Consider the following 18,338-nt stretch of genomic DNA (forward strand, 5'->3'; position numbering starts at 1 on the left):
GTCGTTCAAACTCATGCACTACCAGGCTCGCTCTGGAGGTGTCGCCAGAATAAAATCGAACGCCGGAAAGAGCTATATAAAGATAAAGTACTTCGCTTCGTGAGTGCCTTTTGCCAGAGAAGAATGGCTCTGGGACCTTGTTAACGTGCAGACTGCTTGGGTCTTGCAGGCATTTCTTATACGTCAGGCAATGAAAAACGGCCAGCGAAACGGGCATATATAAATGCGTGCGATCCGGGCGTTGCGGCAGCTGTTTTTTAACGGGTTTGCTGTAGCTTTGCAGCGTACCCTTATACAGCTGAGGCAGCATGAAAGAGGCGTTCAGAGCCACACACGACCCATATGCCGTGCTCCGGTTGCCGGAGTTCCGGCTGTACGTCACAGCCCGGCTGTGCATTACGCTGGCGATGCAAATCCAAGCCGTGATCGTGGGGTGGCAGATATATGATATCACGCAGGACCCGCTCTCGCTGGGGCTGATGGGGCTGGCCGAGGCCATACCCTCTATCGTGGTGTCGCTTTACGCCGGTTACCTGGCCGATATGGTTTCGCGCAAGAGGATTATCATGGTGGTGGTGACGGTGCTGTTGCTCTGTTCTGCCGCGCTGCTGTTCTTCACGCTGGACGCAAGCCAGGTGCTGGCGCGGTACGGGGTGCTGCCTATATACGGGGTTATTTTCGTGAGCGGCATCGCCCGGGGTTTCATGGGGCCGGCGCTGTTTGCATTCATGCCGCAGCTGGTCGTGAACAAGCAGCTTTACGCCAACGCCATCACCTGGAGCAGCACCACCTGGCAGGCGGCCTCGCTCACCGGACCCGCGATCGGCGGGTTGCTATACGGCTTCGCCGGCAGCACGGCGGCCTACGCTGCCGATGCCACGCTTGTGCTGCTCTCGCTCACCGCCTTTGCCTTTATCGGCTCCAAGCCGCTGCCGGAAAACACCAACCCGCAAAACATGACCGAAAGCCTGCGCTCCGGCATCCGGTTCGTGTTCGGAAACCAGGTCATCCTGAGCGCCATCTCCCTCGATCTTTTCGCAGTGCTGTTCGGCGGGGCAGTGGCGCTGCTTCCCATCTTCGCCTCCGATATTCTGCAGACGGGGCCCGAGGGGCTTGGCTTTCTTCGGGCTGCGCCAGCCGTTGGCTCTGTGCTGATGGCTGTTATCATGGCTTATCACCCCATTGCGGCAAACGCCGGCAAGAAAATGCTGTGGTGCGTGGCGGGCTTCGGCGTGTGTATCGTGCTGTTCGGGCTCTCCACTAACTTCTGGTTTTCGCTGGTGCTGCTGGCGCTGAGCGGCGCCTTCGATAGCATCAGCGTCATCATCCGCTCCACCCTTATCCACACCCTCACGCCGGAGTATATGAAAGGGCGCGTGTCGTCGGTGAATAATATCTTTGTCGGCTCTTCCAACGAGATCGGGGCCTTTGAGTCGGGTTTCACAGCGAAGCTGATGGGGGTGGTGCCCGCGGTGCTGTTCGGCGGAGTTATGACGCTGGTGGTAGTGGGTGTCACCGCTGTTAAAGCAGACAAACTGCGTGTGCTAAGCCTTGACCAGGGCGCGACACCCGAACTCGCATAGCCTGAAAAGCACAGCGGCCCGCCCTATCTCATGATAGGGCGGGTCGCTGCGATCGTGATTTGCCGCTCGTTACTTGGCAGCCTCTGCTTTTTTAGGGGGAGTAGGGGCAGCAGCCTCGCCTGTTTTTTTGTTGGCTGCGCGTGGGCGCCTGTTTCCGTACGTGCCTTTTGTTATTTTCCCTTTTCTTGATTTTACATCACCTTTTCCCATAAAATAATTCTGTTAGTACGTGTATGTTGCTACCTCCCCATACGAGCATCACACCCGGGCAGGTTCAACTTAATTGCAGGGGCCGCAGGCTTTACTCCAGCACTACCCGTTGGCGCACCACCTTGCCGCCCGATACGGCGGAGAGTATATACAGGCCTTTATAGCCTTGCAGCGCCTGCATGGGCAGTACGGTGGTTCTGTTGCTGGCGTGCCGCACGGTGGTGGTGTACAGCAGCCGCCCCGACAAATCTGTCAGCTCAAGCCGTGTTTCCTGCGCTCCGACGGCATTGCGTATACTGATCTGGCAGTTGCCGTTCGGGCAGGGGTTCGGGGCGAGCACCACCTGCAGCGCATCCGCGCCATCCGCCCCAACCGACACCGCAATTACCTTCGAGTACTCGTGCTGGCCATTGAAATCAACCTGTCTCAGCCGGTAATAGCTCTGGCCGGTCAGCGGGGTATGGTCAGTGAAGCGGTAGCTGATCTTTGTGGTGGAGTTGCCGTGGCCATCCACTTTGCCTACTTGCTCAAACACCTTGCCGTCGGCGCTGCGCTCAATCTCAAAGTGGCTGTTGTCCTGCTCGCTGGCGGTGCTCCAGCTTAGCTCTACGCCTTCTTTCTTCACAGCACCGTCAAAGCTGATAAGCTCCACCGGCAGCGGGGTGATGGGTAAGCACGGGTCGTCTGAGTCGATCCTGGCCTGCAGGTCTACAACGTCAGTGGGTACCGGAATGAGAATGCTGAAAACGGGAATGGAGATGTAGAAGAAGCTGGAAATCAGTACATCGGGCGTGGTAGTGAACAGGGCCCTGTTTACTGTGAGTTCTACAAACGGGTCGGCGGCGAGCTGCGCCCGTGTCCGTAAGATGGGAACTCCACCTACGGGAGTAAAGATCAGCCCGTCTATGTTGTTGCAGGGGCCGCCCTGGGCGAGAATAGCGTTTAGTACAATAACCAGGCTGGTTGAGGTGGGGCTTGCTTCCTGTACGGCTATAAATTCTGCAAAAATACAGTTGTCTTCGTAGGAGCAAACGCCCTCCTCAACAAGCTGCGCCTTGGCATTGGGCAGCGAGATAAAAGAAAGAAGGAAGAGACAGATCAGTGACCTGTAAAGCGTAAATATTTTCATAGGTCATATAGCGTTAAAGTTTAGCTTATATAGCAGCACAGGTGCCGCCGAAAGAAGGGTGAGTGACGTAGCAGAAGCCTGAAACGTACAGGCTGTAATAGCAGGGAGCGGTGTTTTGAGTGAGCTGTAAGGGGAGCAGCTCCAATTGGCAGGAATCGCTGTGGAAGCCTGTAGTCCGAAGGCAGGCCATGTCAGCCTTCTATGCTGTTGTACGTAGATAACAAGCTGTTGATATGCCTGTTCTGCTATTTTTAATTATTAAAGTCCAGCAGTCATGGAGCATGGAAAAAGGCGCGTGTGCCGGTGCCGGCATATAGAAAGGCGCGGGTAACGATTCTGCCACAGCCGGTGTTATATATGGCACGCTCAACTGCAGCAGCCGGTGCAACAAAGGCCTTCAATTTGAGGTTATCTATTCGTATCTTTACAAATTAACGCAAGGAGCAAAAATGGCTTCCGAAGGATGTGTGGAACAGCTTTCGGAGAGCCGCTTTCTATATGGCAAACATTCCCGATTATAACCTCGACGAGCTTGACGCCCGTCAGAACATCATCATTAAAGGGGCGCGGGTGCACAACCTCAAAAACCTGAGCGTCGCGCTGCCCCGCAACAAGTTCATCGTCATCACGGGCCTTTCCGGCTCCGGCAAGTCCTCGCTCGCCTTCGACACCCTATATGCCGAGGGGCAGCGCATGTACGTGGAGAGCCTCAGCTCCTACGCGCGCCAGTTCCTGGGCCGCATGGACAAGCCCGACGTGGATTATATCAAAGGCATCAGCCCGGCCATCGCCATCGAGCAGAAGGTGAGCATCAAGAACAACCGCTCCACGGTGGGCACCAGCACCGAGATATACGATTACCTGAAGCTGCTCTACGCCCGCATCGGCAAAACCTATTCGCCGGTAACCGGCGAGGTGGTGCAGAAGGATTCGGTGGCTGATGTGGTGGATTTTATTTTCTCGCTGGAGGACGAGGCGCGCGTGATGATCCTGGCGCCGCTGCACCAGCACACGGATCGCACGCTGGCCAAGGAACTGGACTTGCTGCTGCAGAAAGGCTATTCCCGCATCTACGCCGACGGTGAGGTGTATTTTATCGAGGAGCTGCTGGAGCAGAAAAAGCCGAAGCTGGGCAAGCACATCTATATACTCGTGGACCGTGCGGTGATATATAAATCGGACGAGGACCTCCAGTTCCGCATCGCCGACTCGGTGCAGACGGCTTTCTTCGAGGGGCACGGCGAGTGCCGGGTAATATATGGCGAAGAGGAGCGCGTGTTCTCTGACCGGTTCGAGCTGGACGGGATGGTGTTCGAGGAGCCGTCGGTGAACTTCTTCAGCTTCAACAACCCCTACGGCGCCTGCCAGACCTGCGAAGGCTTCGGCAGCGTGCTCGGCATCGACCCGGACCTGGTGATCCCCGACAAGAGCCTGACCATATATGAGGGGGCCATCGCACCCTGGCGCTCCGATAAGATGAACGAGTGGCTGCAGCCGCTGGTGAAAAACGGCATCCGCTTCGACTTCCCCATCCACCGCCCCTACAACGAGCTGACGGAGGCGGAGCAGGAGCTGCTCTGGAAAGGCAACAAATACTTCGAGGGCCTCAATGAATTTTTCAGGCATATACAAGGGCAGACGCACAAAATTCAGTACCGCGTGATGCTGTCGCGTTACCGTGGCCGCACCACCTGCCCGGAGTGCCGTGGCTCGCGCCTGCGCAAAGATGCCAGCTACGTGAAAGTGAACGGCAAGAGCATCACAGACCTGGTGCTGATGCCGCTCACGCAGGTGCTGCCCTTTTTCAGAGGGATTGAGCTGACGCAGCACGAGCGGAACGTGGCCGACCGGCTGGTGACGGAGGTGGCCAACCGCCTGAGTTACCTCGAGCGCGTAGGCTTGGGCTATCTTACACTCAACCGCCTTTCCAACACCTTGTCCGGTGGCGAGAGCCAGCGCATTAACCTGGCCACCTCGCTGGGCAGTGCTTTGGTGGGATCGATGTACATCCTGGATGAGCCGAGTATTGGCCTGCACCCGAAAGACTCGGAGCAGCTGATCGGGGTGCTGCGCACGCTGCAGCAGCTGGGCAACACCGTGATTGTGGTGGAGCACGAGGAGGAGATGATGAAAGCGGCCGACCAGCTCATCGACATCGGCCCGGAGGCCGGATCCGGTGGCGGCAACCTGATGTTCCAGGGCACATTCGAGGAAATGACCAGGAGCGTGGACACCTACACGGCCAAATACCTGAGCGGCCGCATGGAAGTGCCGGTGCCATCGCACCGGCGCAAGTGGCGCAACGCGATTGAGGTGATCGGAGCCCGCGAGAACAACCTGAAAAACCTGAGCGTGAAATTTCCGCTGAGCGTGATGACGGTGGTGACGGGCGTGAGCGGCTCCGGCAAATCGACGCTGGTGAAAAAAATACTGGCCCCGGCCATGCAGAAACTGCACGGCAGCTCTTCGGAGTCCACGGGTAAGTTCGACAAGCTTGCCGGCGACTACGGCAAGATCGACCACGTGGAGTTCGTGGACCAGAACCCGATCGGTAAGTCGTCGCGCTCCAATCCGGTGACCTACGTGAAGGCCTATGACGCCATCCGGGCGCTGTATGCCGATCAGCCGCTGGCGAAATCGCGCGGGTTTAAGCCGTCGCACTTCTCGTTCAACATCGAGGGTGGCCGCTGCGAGGTATGCCAGGGCGAGGGGCAGGTAAAGATCGAGATGCAGTTTATGGCCGACATCTACCTGACCTGCGAGAGCTGCCACGGCCAGCGCTTCAAGCAGGACGTGCTCGACATCCAATACAAAGAGAAAAACATATCCGAAGTGCTGGATATGACCATCGCCGACAGCATCAGCTTTTTTGCGGACCAGCCGAAAATCTCAGAGCGCCTGAAGCCGCTGGATGATGTGGGCCTGGGGTATATACGGCTCGGGCAGTCGAGCAACACCCTGTCGGGGGGCGAGGCGCAGCGCGTGAAGCTGGCTTCCTTCCTCACGAAGGGCGCTACCTCGCACCACGAGAACATCCTCTTTATCTTCGACGAGCCCAGCACCGGCCTGCACTTCCACGACATCAGCAAGCTGCTCACCTCCATGAACGCGCTCATCGAGAACGGCAACACGGTTGTCATCATCGAGCACAACATGGATATCATCAAATCTGCCGACTGGATCATCGACCTCGGCCCGGAAGGCGGCACCAACGGCGGCCACCTGCTCTTCGAAGGCACCCCGGAGGAGATGGTGAAGCTGGAACATAATGACACCGCCCGGTTTCTGCGGGGGAAAGTTTAGAAGAAAACTGGTTTATATATGGAAGCCGCAGTAACGGATGTTGCTGCGGCTTTTTTACCTCCCCCCGCCCCCTCCTAAAAACAGGAGGGGAGGCTGCTTTTCTTCTTTCTTACTAAGGTTTTCATTGCAAGCGGAAAGCGAAAATGTGCTCGTCTGTAGCCAAAAAATATTAGCAACAAAGCAGCTACAACTCCCTCCCCTGTTTTTAGGGGAGGGTTGGGGTGGGGTTAAACCGGAAATTGTTAAATTGCCACATCAGTAGCAAAAAACACGAAACAGAGTATATATAAGATCATCATTAACAAACACATAAAACATGAGAAAGAAGATTGTTGCAGGCAACTGGAAGATGAATAAAACATACGAGGAGGCGCTTTCGCTGGTATCGGAGATCGATAACATGGTGAAAGACGAAGTGAGCGGCGATGTGACCGTCATTGTGTCGCCTCCTTTCCCGTACCTGCAGAGCGTGGGTAAACTGGTGCAGGGTAATGATAAAATGCACCTGGCGGCCCAGAACGTGAGCGAGCACGAAAGCGGGGCCTATACCGGCGAGGTGTCGGCGGCCATGCTCAAGTCGGTAGGCGTGGAGTACGTGATCATCGGGCACAGCGAACGCCGCCTGTACCATCACGAAGACGCGCAGACGCTGTACAAGAAGATGAAGCTTTCCATCGCCCAGGGGCTGAAGCCGATCTTCTGCTGTGGCGAGCCGCTGGAAGAGCGTGATGCCGACAACCACTTCGAGTATGTGGGCCAGCAGCTGAAAGACAGCGTCTCTTTCCTGAGCAACGAGGAGTTTGACCAGATCGTGATTGCCTATGAGCCGATCTGGGCCATTGGTACGGGCAAGACAGCCAGCTCAGAGCAGGCGCAGGAAATGCACGCCTATATACGCGAGCAGCTGTCGCGCATGTTTGATGCGGAGGCGGCCTATAATTGCACTATTCTATATGGCGGTAGCTGTAACCCGGGCAATGCGCAGGAGCTTTTCGCGCAGGAAGACATAGACGGTGGCCTGATAGGAGGTGCCTCGCTTAAGTCCAGGGACTTTACAGCCATCATCAAGTCTTTTTAAAGTATAAAAATAAAGTGTAAAAAAGGGTGCTAATTGCTGAAATTGGCACCCTTTTTTATGTAACTTATATCTACCTTTGAAATTAATATGCTATATATAATGATGCAGATATTGTGGATGGGCTGGATGGCGCTGCTGCCGCATTTCGTGACGCCGGCAACAGCACCTGCACCTGTCAGCGGGGTGAGCGCAGCCAAAGACTATTGCCATGTTTACGGGGCCGTTTACCTGGAGCGCGACCCTCGCTACAAAAACACCGCGTCTGCCATCGTCTTCCTGAATGAGGAGGAGGCCTTTGCCAACCTGGTGGTGTACCGCGAGAACAACAAGCTGTTTGCCGATGGCCCGGGCATCTGGTTTATCACGCCGCACAAGGCGTTTGCGAACCATATACTTTACGTGACGGATCAGCGCTACCAGGCCGATTTCACGGTGTTTTATACGGATGTGCGTTCTTCAGCCACCTGCCGCGATTAATTTTTACCATGGATTTTATAGAAGTAACTTTGAAAGTAGACGCCGCCTTTGCGGACATCCTGACAGCCGAACTCGGAGAGCTCGGCTTTGACGCTTTTGTGGAGACGGAAGACGGCTTCAGCGCCTACATCGAGGAAGAGCAGTACAGCGAGGCGGCCCTGCAGGAAACGCTGCAGCGCTATGCCGGGCAGGTGCAGGTAACATATGCCGTACAGAAGATCGAGCGGCAGAACTGGAACGAGGAGTGGGAGCGCAACTTTGAGGCGCTGTTTATCGGCGGGCAGGTGTCGGTGCGGGCCTCTTTCCACCCGAGGCCGGAGGAGGCGAAGTTCGATATCGTCATCAACCCGAAGATGTCGTTTGGCACGGGCCACCACGAAACCACCACGCTCATGATCGAGAACCAGCTGACGGTGGACCACCGGGGCAAGCGCGTGCTGGATATGGGCTGCGGTACCGGCATCCTGGCGATCATGGCAGGCGAGCTGGGGGCAGCGGAGCTTGTGGCGGTGGATATTGAGGACTGGACGGTGGAAAACGCCCGGGAAAACGCGGAACTGAACAACTATGGCCAGATTGACGTGCGCCTCGGTGGCGTTGAGACCGTCGCCGCTGAAAATCCGTTTGATATTATACTGGCGAACATCAACAGAAACGTTCTATTAGAAGATATGCCCGCATATAAAGCGGTGCTGAAGCCGGAAGGCTGGCTGCTGCTGAGCGGCTTTTATACCGAGGACTTACCGATACTCCAGCAGAAAGCAGAAGGGCTGGGGCTGCAATACCAATCACACCGGGTGAAGAACAACTGGGTGTCCGCCATATTCCACGCACGCTAACAAATCTACCCTTGCCCTTATGAAACAACTTTTACCCTTCCTTTTTTTATTTGCGGTTCTGACAGCGCAGGCGCAGTCGAAACTCTCTGATAAGCCCGCCGAGTTTATCGGCGATGTGAAAGCGATGCTGGCCGCGGGCAAGGTGCCGGGCGCCGAAAAGCTTTCGGCTGACCTGGCCGAGGTCTGGGGCAGCGGGAAGCTGACTGCAAAGCAGCAGCAGCAGGTGATGGACATCAGCCAGCGCATGTACCGCAAGCGAATCGCCAGCACGCGCTTCGGCCTGTTTTACACCATGGTGACGGCAGGCATCAATACCCAGCACATGCGCCCCGACCAGCTCGACAAGATGCTGGAGGTAACCGACAAGGCCGTGCAGCAGGAAGACTCCAAGCGCCTCGATCAGTTCCTGAGCACGGCCAGCCTCTTCCTGGCCAGCAACCGGCTTTACCAGAACTCTTACTACAGCCTCCGGACAACGGGTGGCGGATTCAGCTTTGCCTACGAAGGCGCCAGCAAAGCCGACGACGCGTCCGGCAGCAGCGGCTGGGAGGACACCTCCTGGGACGATGAAACGAGCACCGGGGAACAAGCAGCAGAGGACGACGGATGGGGCACCGTAACCCCCGCGCCTAAAAAAGAAGACAAGCAGAAAACCGCCAAGGCGCGCAAAGAAAGCCAGAAGCGGCTTTTTGTGCCTGAGCAGCCCAACGTGAGCGGACCGGTGCTGAAGCTGGAGAAAACGAGCCTTGTTTTCGTGACGCCCTGGGACTCTGCGGCCATCGCGGAGACGGAAGGGCAGCTGATGCTGGCAACCAACCTGTTTGTGGGCGAAGGCGGTAAGTTTGCCTGGCAGGTAAAGGGCGAGCCCGCCTCTGCCGAGCTGCGCAAGTACAATTTCAATACCTCTTTCGCCGGTTTCAAGGCACCCGATGTCGTGGTCACGTTCCCGGCTGTGCTGGCCACCCCGGTGGATGGTGCACTGGAGTGGATCAGCAGCAAGCGCAAAACCGGCAATTATCCCTATCCGAAGTTCACCTCCTTCACCAGCGATGCACAGCTCCGGAACATGGGCACTAACATTGCCTACAAGGGGGGCTTCTCGCTGGTCGGCAACCTGATCGGCAGCAAGCCGCTGGATGGCAGCCTGTCCGAGATTGTGGTGTCGCAGAACGGGAAGCGCAAATTCAGGGCCCTGGCCCGCAGCTACTCCTTCGAGGATTCGCTGTTGCTGGCAAGCCGTGCGGGCGTGGCTATATACCAGCAGAACGACTCGCTGACGCACCCGGCCATGCAACTCCGCTACTCCAGGGCCACACAGGAGCTGACGCTGACCAAAGACAAGGGGCCCTATGCGGACATGCCGTTCTATGACAATTTCCACCAGATAGAGCTCACGGCGGAGCGCCTGCAGTGGAAGCTGAGCGAACCGAACATTGAGTTTTCTGTCCTGAACACGAAAACGCTCGTACCGGTGCAGGTAGAGTCCACGGAGTACTTTTCCAATAGCCGTTACCAGCGCCTGGTGGGCGTGTCGCCGTTCCACCCGCTCCAGCTCCTGGTAGGCTATGCCACGAAGGCGAAGAAGAAAGACTTTTATGCCGCAGACGTCGCCAGGGCCACCAAGGTCAACGAGAATGCGATCAAGGAGGCGGCCATGGCCATGTCGTACCAGGGCTATATGAACTATGACCCGGCCTCAGGGTATATCGAGTTAAAGCCAAAGGCGCTGCACTATGTGGGCTCCTCCCGCGATGCGAAAGACTATGACCACCTGATCATTAAATCCGTGGTGCCATCCGGCCGCAATGCCACCCTCGACCTGGAAAACAATAAGCTGACAGTGCGGGGCGTGGAGAAGATCGTGTTTAATAACGATACGGCCAGTGTGTATATCCTGCCGCGCGGCCACGAGGTGCGTATCCTGAAAAACCGCGACGTAGAGTTCGATGGCCAGGTGTATGCCAGCCGGCTCGCCATCAAAGGCACTGAGTTCAAGTTCAACTACAACGACTTCCTCCTTGAGCTCGCCAAAATAGACACCGTGGCGCTGGTGACGGGCAAACACCGGGGGCGTAACGGCAAGGTGAGCGACCAGGTGCTGACAAGCAATGCAGGAGGCATGTCCGGCACGTTATATATAAACAAGCCCAACAACAAGTCGGGGGAGAAGTTCTATGCGGAGTACCCCAAGTTCGATGCGGTGTCCGGGGCGCGGGTCGCTTTTGCCCGGCCTGACGTGGCCGGCGGCGCCTACGACAGCACCGTGTATTTCGAAATGCCGCCGTTTAAACTGGACAGCCTGAGTTCTGGCAGCAACTCCATCGGCTTCGACGGCACCTTTAACTCCGGCGGGATTTTCCCGCCCATCAAAACAAAGATGGTCATGATGCCGGACGAGACGCTCGGCTTCTTCTACCAGCCGGGGGCAAAGGGCCTGCCTGCCTACGGAGGCAAGGGAATGGTGTTCGACACTATTATGCTAAGCTCGGCCGGTATCCAGAGCAAAGGCACCCTGCAATACCTGGGCGCTACGCTGGAGGCCCCGGATTATACCTACTACAAAAACGGTGTGACAGCCAAGCGCGGCAAAACGGTCCGGATTGCGGAGGGGCAGCAAAACGGGGTGGAGTTTCCGGTGGCGACCCTTGCCGGTTTCCAGATGAACTGGCAGCCGCTGGCCGACACCATGTACCTGCAGACGGCGGAGGAGCCCCTGAAGGTATATAAAGAGGAATTCACCTTCAAGGGCGTCGCCAAACTCTCCCTGGGAGGGCTATACGCTGCGGGAATACTGGACAACCCGGTGGCGAATGTGACATCGGAAAAGCTGCTGTTTAAGCAGCGAAGCTTCACTGGAAACAATGCGCAGATGATTGTGAAATCGGATGTGGAAGGTCGGCCGGCCGTGAAGGCGCAGGATATGGCCATTGCCTATGATATGACCAAAGGCCTCGTGGATTTTGAAAGCGAGCAGAAGGGAACGACCAGCATGGAGTTTCCGAAAGCGCAGTATAAAACGTCGATGAGCAGTGCCCGCTGGGACATGAGCCAACAGAAAGTGAGCCTGAAGTCTGACGAGAACGGGGGCCGGAACTGGTTCTACTCCATGCACCCCGCTCAGGAGGGGTTGCGCTTCATGGCTGCCAGCGGCGAGTATGACCTGAAGAGCAACAACCTGCTGGCGGGCGGCGTGCCTTATATAGCCGTGGCCGACATGCACGTGGTGCCGGACATCGGCCGGGTGGCAGTGGGCGCCGACGCCACTATCCAGACGCTGCGCAACGCGCGCGTGCTCGCAGACTCTACGCAGCAGTTCCACAAGCTATATAAAGGCAATATTGACGTGCTCTCGCGCCTGGAGATGAAAGGCGACGCTGTGCTGGATTACCAGAATGCCGCCGCAGACTCCTTCCAACTGCAGTTCGCCGACTTTATATATGGCAACGCGGAAGGCAAGAAGAAGGCCGTGTATACAAGGGCCACCGCCCGTATGGAGGAAGACATCCCGTTCTATATCTTCCCGCGCATCCTGTATAGGGGCAACGTGACGATGCGGGCACCAAGGCAGCACCTCGACTTTGAGGGCGAGCTGAAGCTGAACTTCACCGGCAACGCGGCTGATTCGGACTGGTTCCCTTACAAGAAAGACACGCTGAACCCCGCAAACGTCCGCATCCCGATCATCAACCCAAAGGCAGCCGATGGCACGCCGCTGCACACGGGCATTCATATCGCCGCGGGCTCGGGCAAGTTCTACAGCACCTTCGTGTCGAAGAAGCAGGCGGAGGACGACCTGGACCTGTTCAGGGTAGACGGGCTGCTCTCTTACAACAAGGAGCGGAAAGAGTTTAAGCTGGGCCAGGAGGCGCGGGCCTACGGCACCGCCTACGAAGGCAACGTGCTGCACTACAACGAAGCCACCAGGACAGTGCACTTCGAGGGCAAACTAAACCTGCTGAAGCCGCTGAAGAACTTTACCGTGGAGGCGGCCGGCAGCGGAAATGCGAACGCCGACAGCAGTAAATATGACCTGGACGCCTTCCTGGTTTTCGACATGACGGTGCCGGAGCAGGCGCTGGCTGCCATGGCGGCCACCCTGCGGGGCAACGCGGTCGGGGGCATCTCCACAACGGCGGCCAACGACGCAATGCTGTACAAACTGGGCGAGTTTGTAGGCGACAAAGAAGTGCGCCGCTACGTGCAGCAGTCGGCTGCCGCCTATGTGCCGCTGCCCAAGCTGTCGAAGAAACTGGTGCGCAGCCTCGTGCTGAGCGAGGTAAAGCTGCAGTGGGACAAGGAGCAGAACGCCTGGTACAGCGTGGGCGACATTAACCTCTCCAACATCCTGAAAGAAGATATAAACGCACGCATGGACGGCTACCTGGAGATGCGGCAGGATATGAACGGGCTGCCCGCCGTTAACCTGTACCTGCAGGCGGACCCCTACACCTGGTATTACTTCAGCTTTTTTGAGAACGCCATGACCCTGGCTTCTTCCGACGACAAGTTCAACAAAGTAGTGGACTCCAAGTCGAAAGGCAGCCGCGGGGCTACGGGCAACTACGGGGTATATGCCGGCGAGGCCTTTGATAAGAACCAGTTCCTGGAGCACTTCCGCACCGCTTACTTAGCTGGCAAAGACGGCTTCAAGGTTGCTTCGGAGCAAATAGTGCCGGAGTCCACCGGCAATTTCGATTTCCTGGAGGACCAGCCCAAAAAAGAAAAGAAGCGAAAGAAGAAGCGCAACGAAGAAGAAGATGCTGAGGAAGAGGCCGGTATAGAGTAAAATAACCACGAAGCATCAAGTTAGCGTATATAATGGGCGGGAAGGGGTAGCGCTGGACAGGAAATCAACAATTGACTATATTTGGGCTCTTTTGCGCGCCGCCGCAGCAGCGATGGCGAAGCAGCCACTGCCGGGCGCGGGCCCTGGGATAAAACAGATCATGCATGGATATCTTACTGATAGCTGTACTCGGTATAGCAGCATATTTAATTGGCTCAATCTCAACGGCCGTCTGGATCGGGAAAGCCTATTACGGCATCGACATCCGGCAGCACGGCAGCGGTAACTCCGGGGCCACCAACACCTTCCGGGTGCTGGGCAAAAAGCCGGGGGCTGCCGTTATGCTGATTGATATATTCAAGGGATGGACCGCCACCTCGCTGGCTGGTTTTCTCATCATCTTCAACGTCATCGAACCGGAGAACCTGGTCATCTACCAGCTCATTTTCGGGGCGTTGAGTGTGGTTGGCCATATATTCCCGGTATATGAGCGCTTTGTAGGCGGCAAGGGCGTGGCCACGCTCTTGGGCATGATGCTGGCCATTGAGCCGGTGGTGGCGCTGATGTGCATCGCCATTTTCGTGATCGTGCTCTTTACTTCTAAGTACGTGTCGCTGGGCTCGATGATCGCCGCGCTGGCTTTTCCGATCCTGCTGCTGCTGCCCCGGTTTCACCCGGAAAACCCTATCCTGATCATCTTCGGTTTTGTCCTGTTCGCCGTGGTGGCGCTGACGCACCGCAAAAACATCAACCGCCTGCTTTCCGGCGAAGAGAGCAAGGCCAACATACACCTGGGCCGCAAGCGGTAAGCGCCTATATGCCCTTTATGCCATACAAAATCCGAAAGCCATCTTGCCCCGCGCGGATGGCTTTTTTATCTTAACTTTATTGCATCAACAAGCAGCCATATACCTATGAACAACTATATAAACAACAACAAAGACCGCTTTATAAACGAACTGCTCGACATGCTGCGCATCCCGTCGGTGAGTGCCGACCCGATGTTCAAAAATGACGTGCTGCGCACGGCGGAGTTTGTGAAGGAGCGGCTCGAAGAGGCTGGCGCCGACAAAGTGGAGCTGTGCGAAACAGCGGGCTACCCTATTGTGTATGGCGAGAAAATGGTGGACCCGAGCCTGCCAACGGTGCTGGTATATGGCCATTACGACGTGCAGCCGGCAGACCCGTATGAACTCTGGACCTCGCCGCCTTTCGAGCCCGTGATCAAAGACGGCAAGATATATGCCCGCGGCGCCTGCGACGACAAAGGGCAGATGTATATGCACGTGAAGGCGTTTGAGACCATGGTGCAGACCGGCAACCTGACCTGCAACGTCAAGTTTATGATTGAAGGCGAAGAGGAGGTAGGCTCGTCCAACCTGGGCAGATTTGTGAAGGAGAACAGGGATAAATTGAGCGCTGATGTGATCCTGATCTCGGACACAGGCATGCTGGGCAACGACACCCCCTCTATTACCACCGGCCTGCGCGGCCTGAGCTATGTGGAGGTGGAGGTAACCGGCCCGAACCGCGACCTGCACTCCGGCCTGTATGGCGGGGCCGTCGCCAACCCGATCAATATCCTGTGCCAGATGATCGCCTCTTTGCACGACGAGAACAACCATATCACCATCCCGGGCTTTTACGACAACGTGCAGGAACTGAGCCAGGAGGAGCGGGCAGAGATGGCGCGGGCGCCGTTCAGCCTGGAGAAATACAAGAAGGCGCTGGACCTGGAGGACGTGCACGGCGAGGCGGGCTATGTGACCATGGAGCGCAACTCCATCCGCCCGACGCTGGATGTGAACGGCATCTGGGGCGGCTATACCGGCGAGGGCGCTAAGACCGTGATTCCCTCGAAGGCCTACGCCAAGATATCAATGCGGCTCGTCCCGAACCAGTCTTCCGGGGAAATCACAGAGAAGTTCAGGAGGCACTTTGAGAGCATCGCCCCGAAAAGCGTGAAGGTGGTGGTGAAGCCGCACCACGGCGGGGAGCCGGTGGTGACGCCTACCGACTCGGTCGCCTACCAGGCTGCATCCAGGGCCTACGAAGAAACCTTTGGGGTAAAGCCGGTTCCGGTGCGCAGCGGCGGCTCTATCCCAATTGTGGCGATGTTCAAGTCAGAGCTGGGTCTGGACTCCGTGCTCATGGGCTTTGGCCTGGACTCCGATGCCATCCACTCGCCGAACGAGCACTTCGGGGTTTTCAACTATATGAAGGGCATCGAAACAATCCCACTTTTCTACAAGCACTTTGCCGCGATGCAGCAAGCGCACCGATAATTCAAAGGCTATATATACCTATAATACACTGGAGGCCCGCTATAGCAGATAGCCGGGCCTCCTGCGTTAGCGCCGCATCATATCAACCGGGTTGGGCGGTGCGATCAGGTAACCGATGCTCAGCCGGAAGTCGAGGTTTTTCTGGTCCAGGTCTTTGGTGATGGAGCGGAAACCGCCCGTGTTCCGGAAGCTCATGAAAAAGCCGTTGTCCAGCATAATGCCGATGCCGACGGTGTAGCCGTAGTCGAAGCGCTGCAGGCGGTCTGAGTCGTAGAAAGGCGGCGGGGCCACGTCAGGGTCTGGGCCTTGCGTGCTGACTTCAAACCTGTCGTTGGCAGACAGCAGGTAGCCGGCGTAGGGGCCGGCCTCCGCAAAAAGCCCGCCTTTCTGCAGTTTAAACAGCAGGGGCAACTCCAGGTAGTGCAGCCGCAAATCGCCACTCACATCATCATTCCGGGTATATATAAAGTCTTCGTAGGTAAACCCTTTCTGCGCATACAGCAGTTCGGCCTGCACCGCAATCCGTGACACGAACTCATAGCTCACGATGCCACCTATATGGTACACGCCCAGGTAATTGGTGTAGTCAGAGGAGCCATCGTCGCCGTGGGGACTAGCAAAGCCGCCGCCGCCTTTCGCGCCAAATCTGGCGTACTGGGCCTGTGCCAGGAGCAGTGGGGCGAGCAAAAGAGAAAGAACAAGCACGGCTTTTTTCATAGGATTGGGGTCTGAGGTTCAGGTAGGTAAGTACAGGCTTATTTACTGCGGCGGGCTGCAAATGGTTGGTGAAGCGCTATATATAACCGCATAAAAAAACTGGCCCTGCCCAAGGGGCAAAGCCAGTCTGATACATAAATTATAGAGCGGGATATTAGCGGTTAAACGTAAAGCCGATGGTTGCCATAATGGTAGAGTGGCGGGCGTTTGTCAGGTCACCTTCAAAATACTCCTCCGGGTTCTTGTCAACAAAGTCCGTCAGGCTGCCGTTGTAGCGCACGCCGAGGCTAATGCCGCTGTTGGTCGCAAAACCGATGCCTGCTGCGTAGCCGATCTCAAACCTTTTCAGCCCGTCTATGTCACGTTCTTTTGTAGAAGATGAGTAAGGCTCTCCATCTAACTTTTCAGTTGTTTTGTTATTTACACTAAGCAGGTAAGACGCTTGAGGACCAGCCTCGAAGTAGATAGGGCCCGCTTTTATCTTAGCCAGCACTGGTACATCAATGTAATTGTAATTCATCTTACCTTCTCTTTCTAAATTGCCCAAGCCCGGTACATCAATTTCATTGTCCTCGTACTTGAAGCCTTTGGTGGAGTAAAGCAGCTCTGGCTGAACAAAGAAGAAGTTCTCGACAACCGGAATGCCGAAGGTCAGGCCGCCGTGGAAGCCCACCTTGTTCTCGTACCTGGATTCATTCTTCAGGTCGCCGTCCAGGTTAGAAAAGTTTGCCCCACCTCTGATACCAATACCAGATTGAGCCTGTGCGGCTGCAAATGAGCCCAGCACGAAAACAAATGCGAATAATATCTTTTTCATAAGTAGAAAGGTTGTTGTATATGCTACCAACGGGCAGCATAGGGTTAAATTGAAATTTCAGGTTTACGATTTTGTGAATTACCTACTGTGGGTGGCCAAACCCGCTACGACTTTACCCAGGGAAAAAATCCCTTGTTTGCAGCGGGTCGGCCTGTGCATGCATGCAAGAGGGGTATTACAACAAGCAGGCCAAAAAATAGAACGTGTCTATATATAAGCAACAAATGTATGTCAGTTGTATATAACAAGAGGCAAAGAGTCTGAATTGATGGGCAAAAAGAAAGCCCGGCCTAAGCCGGGCTTTCTTTTCATAGTTTTAGATTGTACTAGTTCTGCCTGCTGCTTATCTGCTCGGGAACATATAGCCCACGGTCAGCATAAACAAATCATTGCGTCTATCGGATATGTTATCCGTATCATTCAACTTGGAGATATCGCCGTTATAGCGAACGCCCACACTCAGGCCAAGCGGCGTAGAGGCCAGGCCCACACCGGCGGCGTATCCAAAGCTTGTTGATTTATAAAAATCAAGGTCGTCTACAATGTTATTTCCGTCCTGCTCTATATCACCGCCTATCCGGAACGATACCTGCGGGCCAGCCTCGAAATACAGGGGCCCGGCGTTTATCTTAGCCAGAACAGGAACATCGATGTAGCTCAGTTTTATCTTTCGGTTATCGTCTTTCGACTCTGCGCCTTTCTTCGAGAAAAGCACCTCAGGCTGGATGGCAAAGAAGTTGTCAGAACTAACAGCGAACTGCGAGGTAATACCTGCATGGAAGCCGAACATTCTGTCTGTGTATGCGGTAGGGTCATCGCCGGACAAGCCGGAGTAATTGGCTCCCACACGCACCCCAAAACGTGGCGACTGCGCCTGTGCGGCAACTACGGTTGTTAAAACAAAAACAAATAATAAAAGGGTCTTTTTCATAGCTTGACTGTTCGTGAAAAACACTGTTAACCGGGACGGCAGGAAAAAGAATTGCTGCCCGACGTAAGGCTATTACGCAGAGAGTTTGGAAAAGTATAGAAGTTCACCTTATTTTTTGCGATAAACCAGTGCAAGTAGCGAGGCTAAAACGACCGTTGCCGGAACAACGGCAGCGGCAGCTAC

At 55.9% G+C, this 18,338-nt stretch carries 13 protein-coding genes; 8 read left to right on the forward strand and 5 right to left on the reverse strand.

The window, feature by feature from the left end:
- Positions 1–308 precede the first annotated feature (308 nt).
- On the forward strand, positions 309–1,583 hold the full coding sequence (locus tag ABD920_RS04425; RefSeq protein WP_345157071.1) for an MFS transporter: 1,275 nt from the start codon (positions 309–311) through the stop codon (positions 1,581–1,583).
- 69 nt (positions 1,584–1,652) lie between these two features.
- Here the strand turns inward: ABD920_RS04425 and ABD920_RS04430 are convergent, their stop codons facing one another.
- Together ABD920_RS04430 and ABD920_RS04435 are read right to left on the reverse strand one after the other, a co-directional pair.
- Complete coding sequence (locus ABD920_RS04430; RefSeq protein WP_345157073.1) at positions 1,653–1,793, reverse strand: 30S ribosomal protein THX; 141 nt, start codon at positions 1,791–1,793, stop codon at positions 1,653–1,655.
- Positions 1,794–1,884: 91 nt separating this feature from the next.
- Positions 1,885–2,922, reverse strand: a complete 1,038-nt coding sequence (locus ABD920_RS04435) for a T9SS type A sorting domain-containing protein (protein ID WP_345157074.1) — start codon at positions 2,920–2,922, stop codon at positions 1,885–1,887.
- A gap of 498 nt (positions 2,923–3,420) precedes the next feature.
- Here ABD920_RS04435 and uvrA point away from each other — a divergent pair, with 498 nt between their 5' ends.
- The 7 genes from uvrA (at position 3,421) to ABD920_RS04470 (ending at position 15,690) form a co-directional block, all read left to right on the forward strand.
- Positions 3,421–6,225 (forward strand): excinuclease ABC subunit UvrA, encoded by a 2,805-nt coding sequence (gene uvrA, locus ABD920_RS04440; protein ID WP_345157076.1) that lies wholly within the window; start codon positions 3,421–3,423, stop codon positions 6,223–6,225.
- A 316-nt stretch (positions 6,226–6,541) separates the two neighbouring features.
- Positions 6,542–7,303 (forward strand): triose-phosphate isomerase, encoded by a 762-nt coding sequence (gene tpiA / locus ABD920_RS04445; protein ID WP_345157077.1) that lies wholly within the window; start codon positions 6,542–6,544, stop codon positions 7,301–7,303.
- Between the two features lie 99 nt (positions 7,304–7,402).
- The gene (locus ABD920_RS04450) at positions 7,403–7,780 is read left to right on the forward strand and encodes a 7(1) septoil knot domain-containing protein (RefSeq protein WP_345157078.1); all 378 of its coding nucleotides are present in this window, start codon (positions 7,403–7,405) and stop codon (positions 7,778–7,780) included.
- An 8-nt stretch (positions 7,781–7,788) separates the two neighbouring features.
- Positions 7,789–8,619, forward strand: a complete 831-nt coding sequence (gene prmA, locus ABD920_RS04455; protein ID WP_345157079.1) for a 50S ribosomal protein L11 methyltransferase — start codon at positions 7,789–7,791, stop codon at positions 8,617–8,619.
- A gap of 19 nt (positions 8,620–8,638) precedes the next feature.
- Entirely contained in the window at positions 8,639–13,405 is a 4,767-nt protein-coding gene (locus ABD920_RS04460) for a hypothetical protein (RefSeq protein WP_345157081.1), read from the forward strand.
- A 164-nt stretch (positions 13,406–13,569) separates the two neighbouring features.
- The gene (gene plsY, locus ABD920_RS04465) at positions 13,570–14,214 is read left to right on the forward strand and encodes a glycerol-3-phosphate 1-O-acyltransferase PlsY (RefSeq protein ID WP_345157082.1); all 645 of its coding nucleotides are present in this window, start codon (positions 13,570–13,572) and stop codon (positions 14,212–14,214) included.
- Positions 14,215–14,319: 105 nt separating this feature from the next.
- On the forward strand, positions 14,320–15,690 hold the full coding sequence (locus ABD920_RS04470; RefSeq protein ID WP_345157083.1) for a dipeptidase: 1,371 nt from the start codon (positions 14,320–14,322) through the stop codon (positions 15,688–15,690).
- A 66-nt stretch (positions 15,691–15,756) separates the two neighbouring features.
- Here ABD920_RS04470 and ABD920_RS04475 read toward each other — a convergent pair whose 3' ends face one another.
- The 3 genes from ABD920_RS04475 to ABD920_RS04485 form a co-directional block, all read right to left on the reverse strand.
- Positions 15,757–16,407, reverse strand: coding sequence for a porin family protein (locus ABD920_RS04475; protein ID WP_345157084.1), 651 nt, complete (start codon positions 16,405–16,407; stop codon positions 15,757–15,759).
- Between the two features lie 154 nt (positions 16,408–16,561).
- Complete coding sequence (locus ABD920_RS04480; protein ID WP_345157085.1) at positions 16,562–17,224, reverse strand: porin family protein; 663 nt, start codon at positions 17,222–17,224, stop codon at positions 16,562–16,564.
- A gap of 343 nt (positions 17,225–17,567) precedes the next feature.
- Positions 17,568–18,155 (reverse strand): porin family protein, encoded by a 588-nt coding sequence (locus ABD920_RS04485; RefSeq protein ID WP_345157086.1) that lies wholly within the window; start codon positions 18,153–18,155, stop codon positions 17,568–17,570.
- Positions 18,156–18,338 lie beyond the last annotated feature (183 nt).

The sequence above is a fragment of the Pontibacter saemangeumensis genome, from assembly GCF_039541895.1.
Classification (GTDB): Bacteria; Bacteroidota; Bacteroidia; order Cytophagales; family Hymenobacteraceae; genus Pontibacter; species Pontibacter saemangeumensis.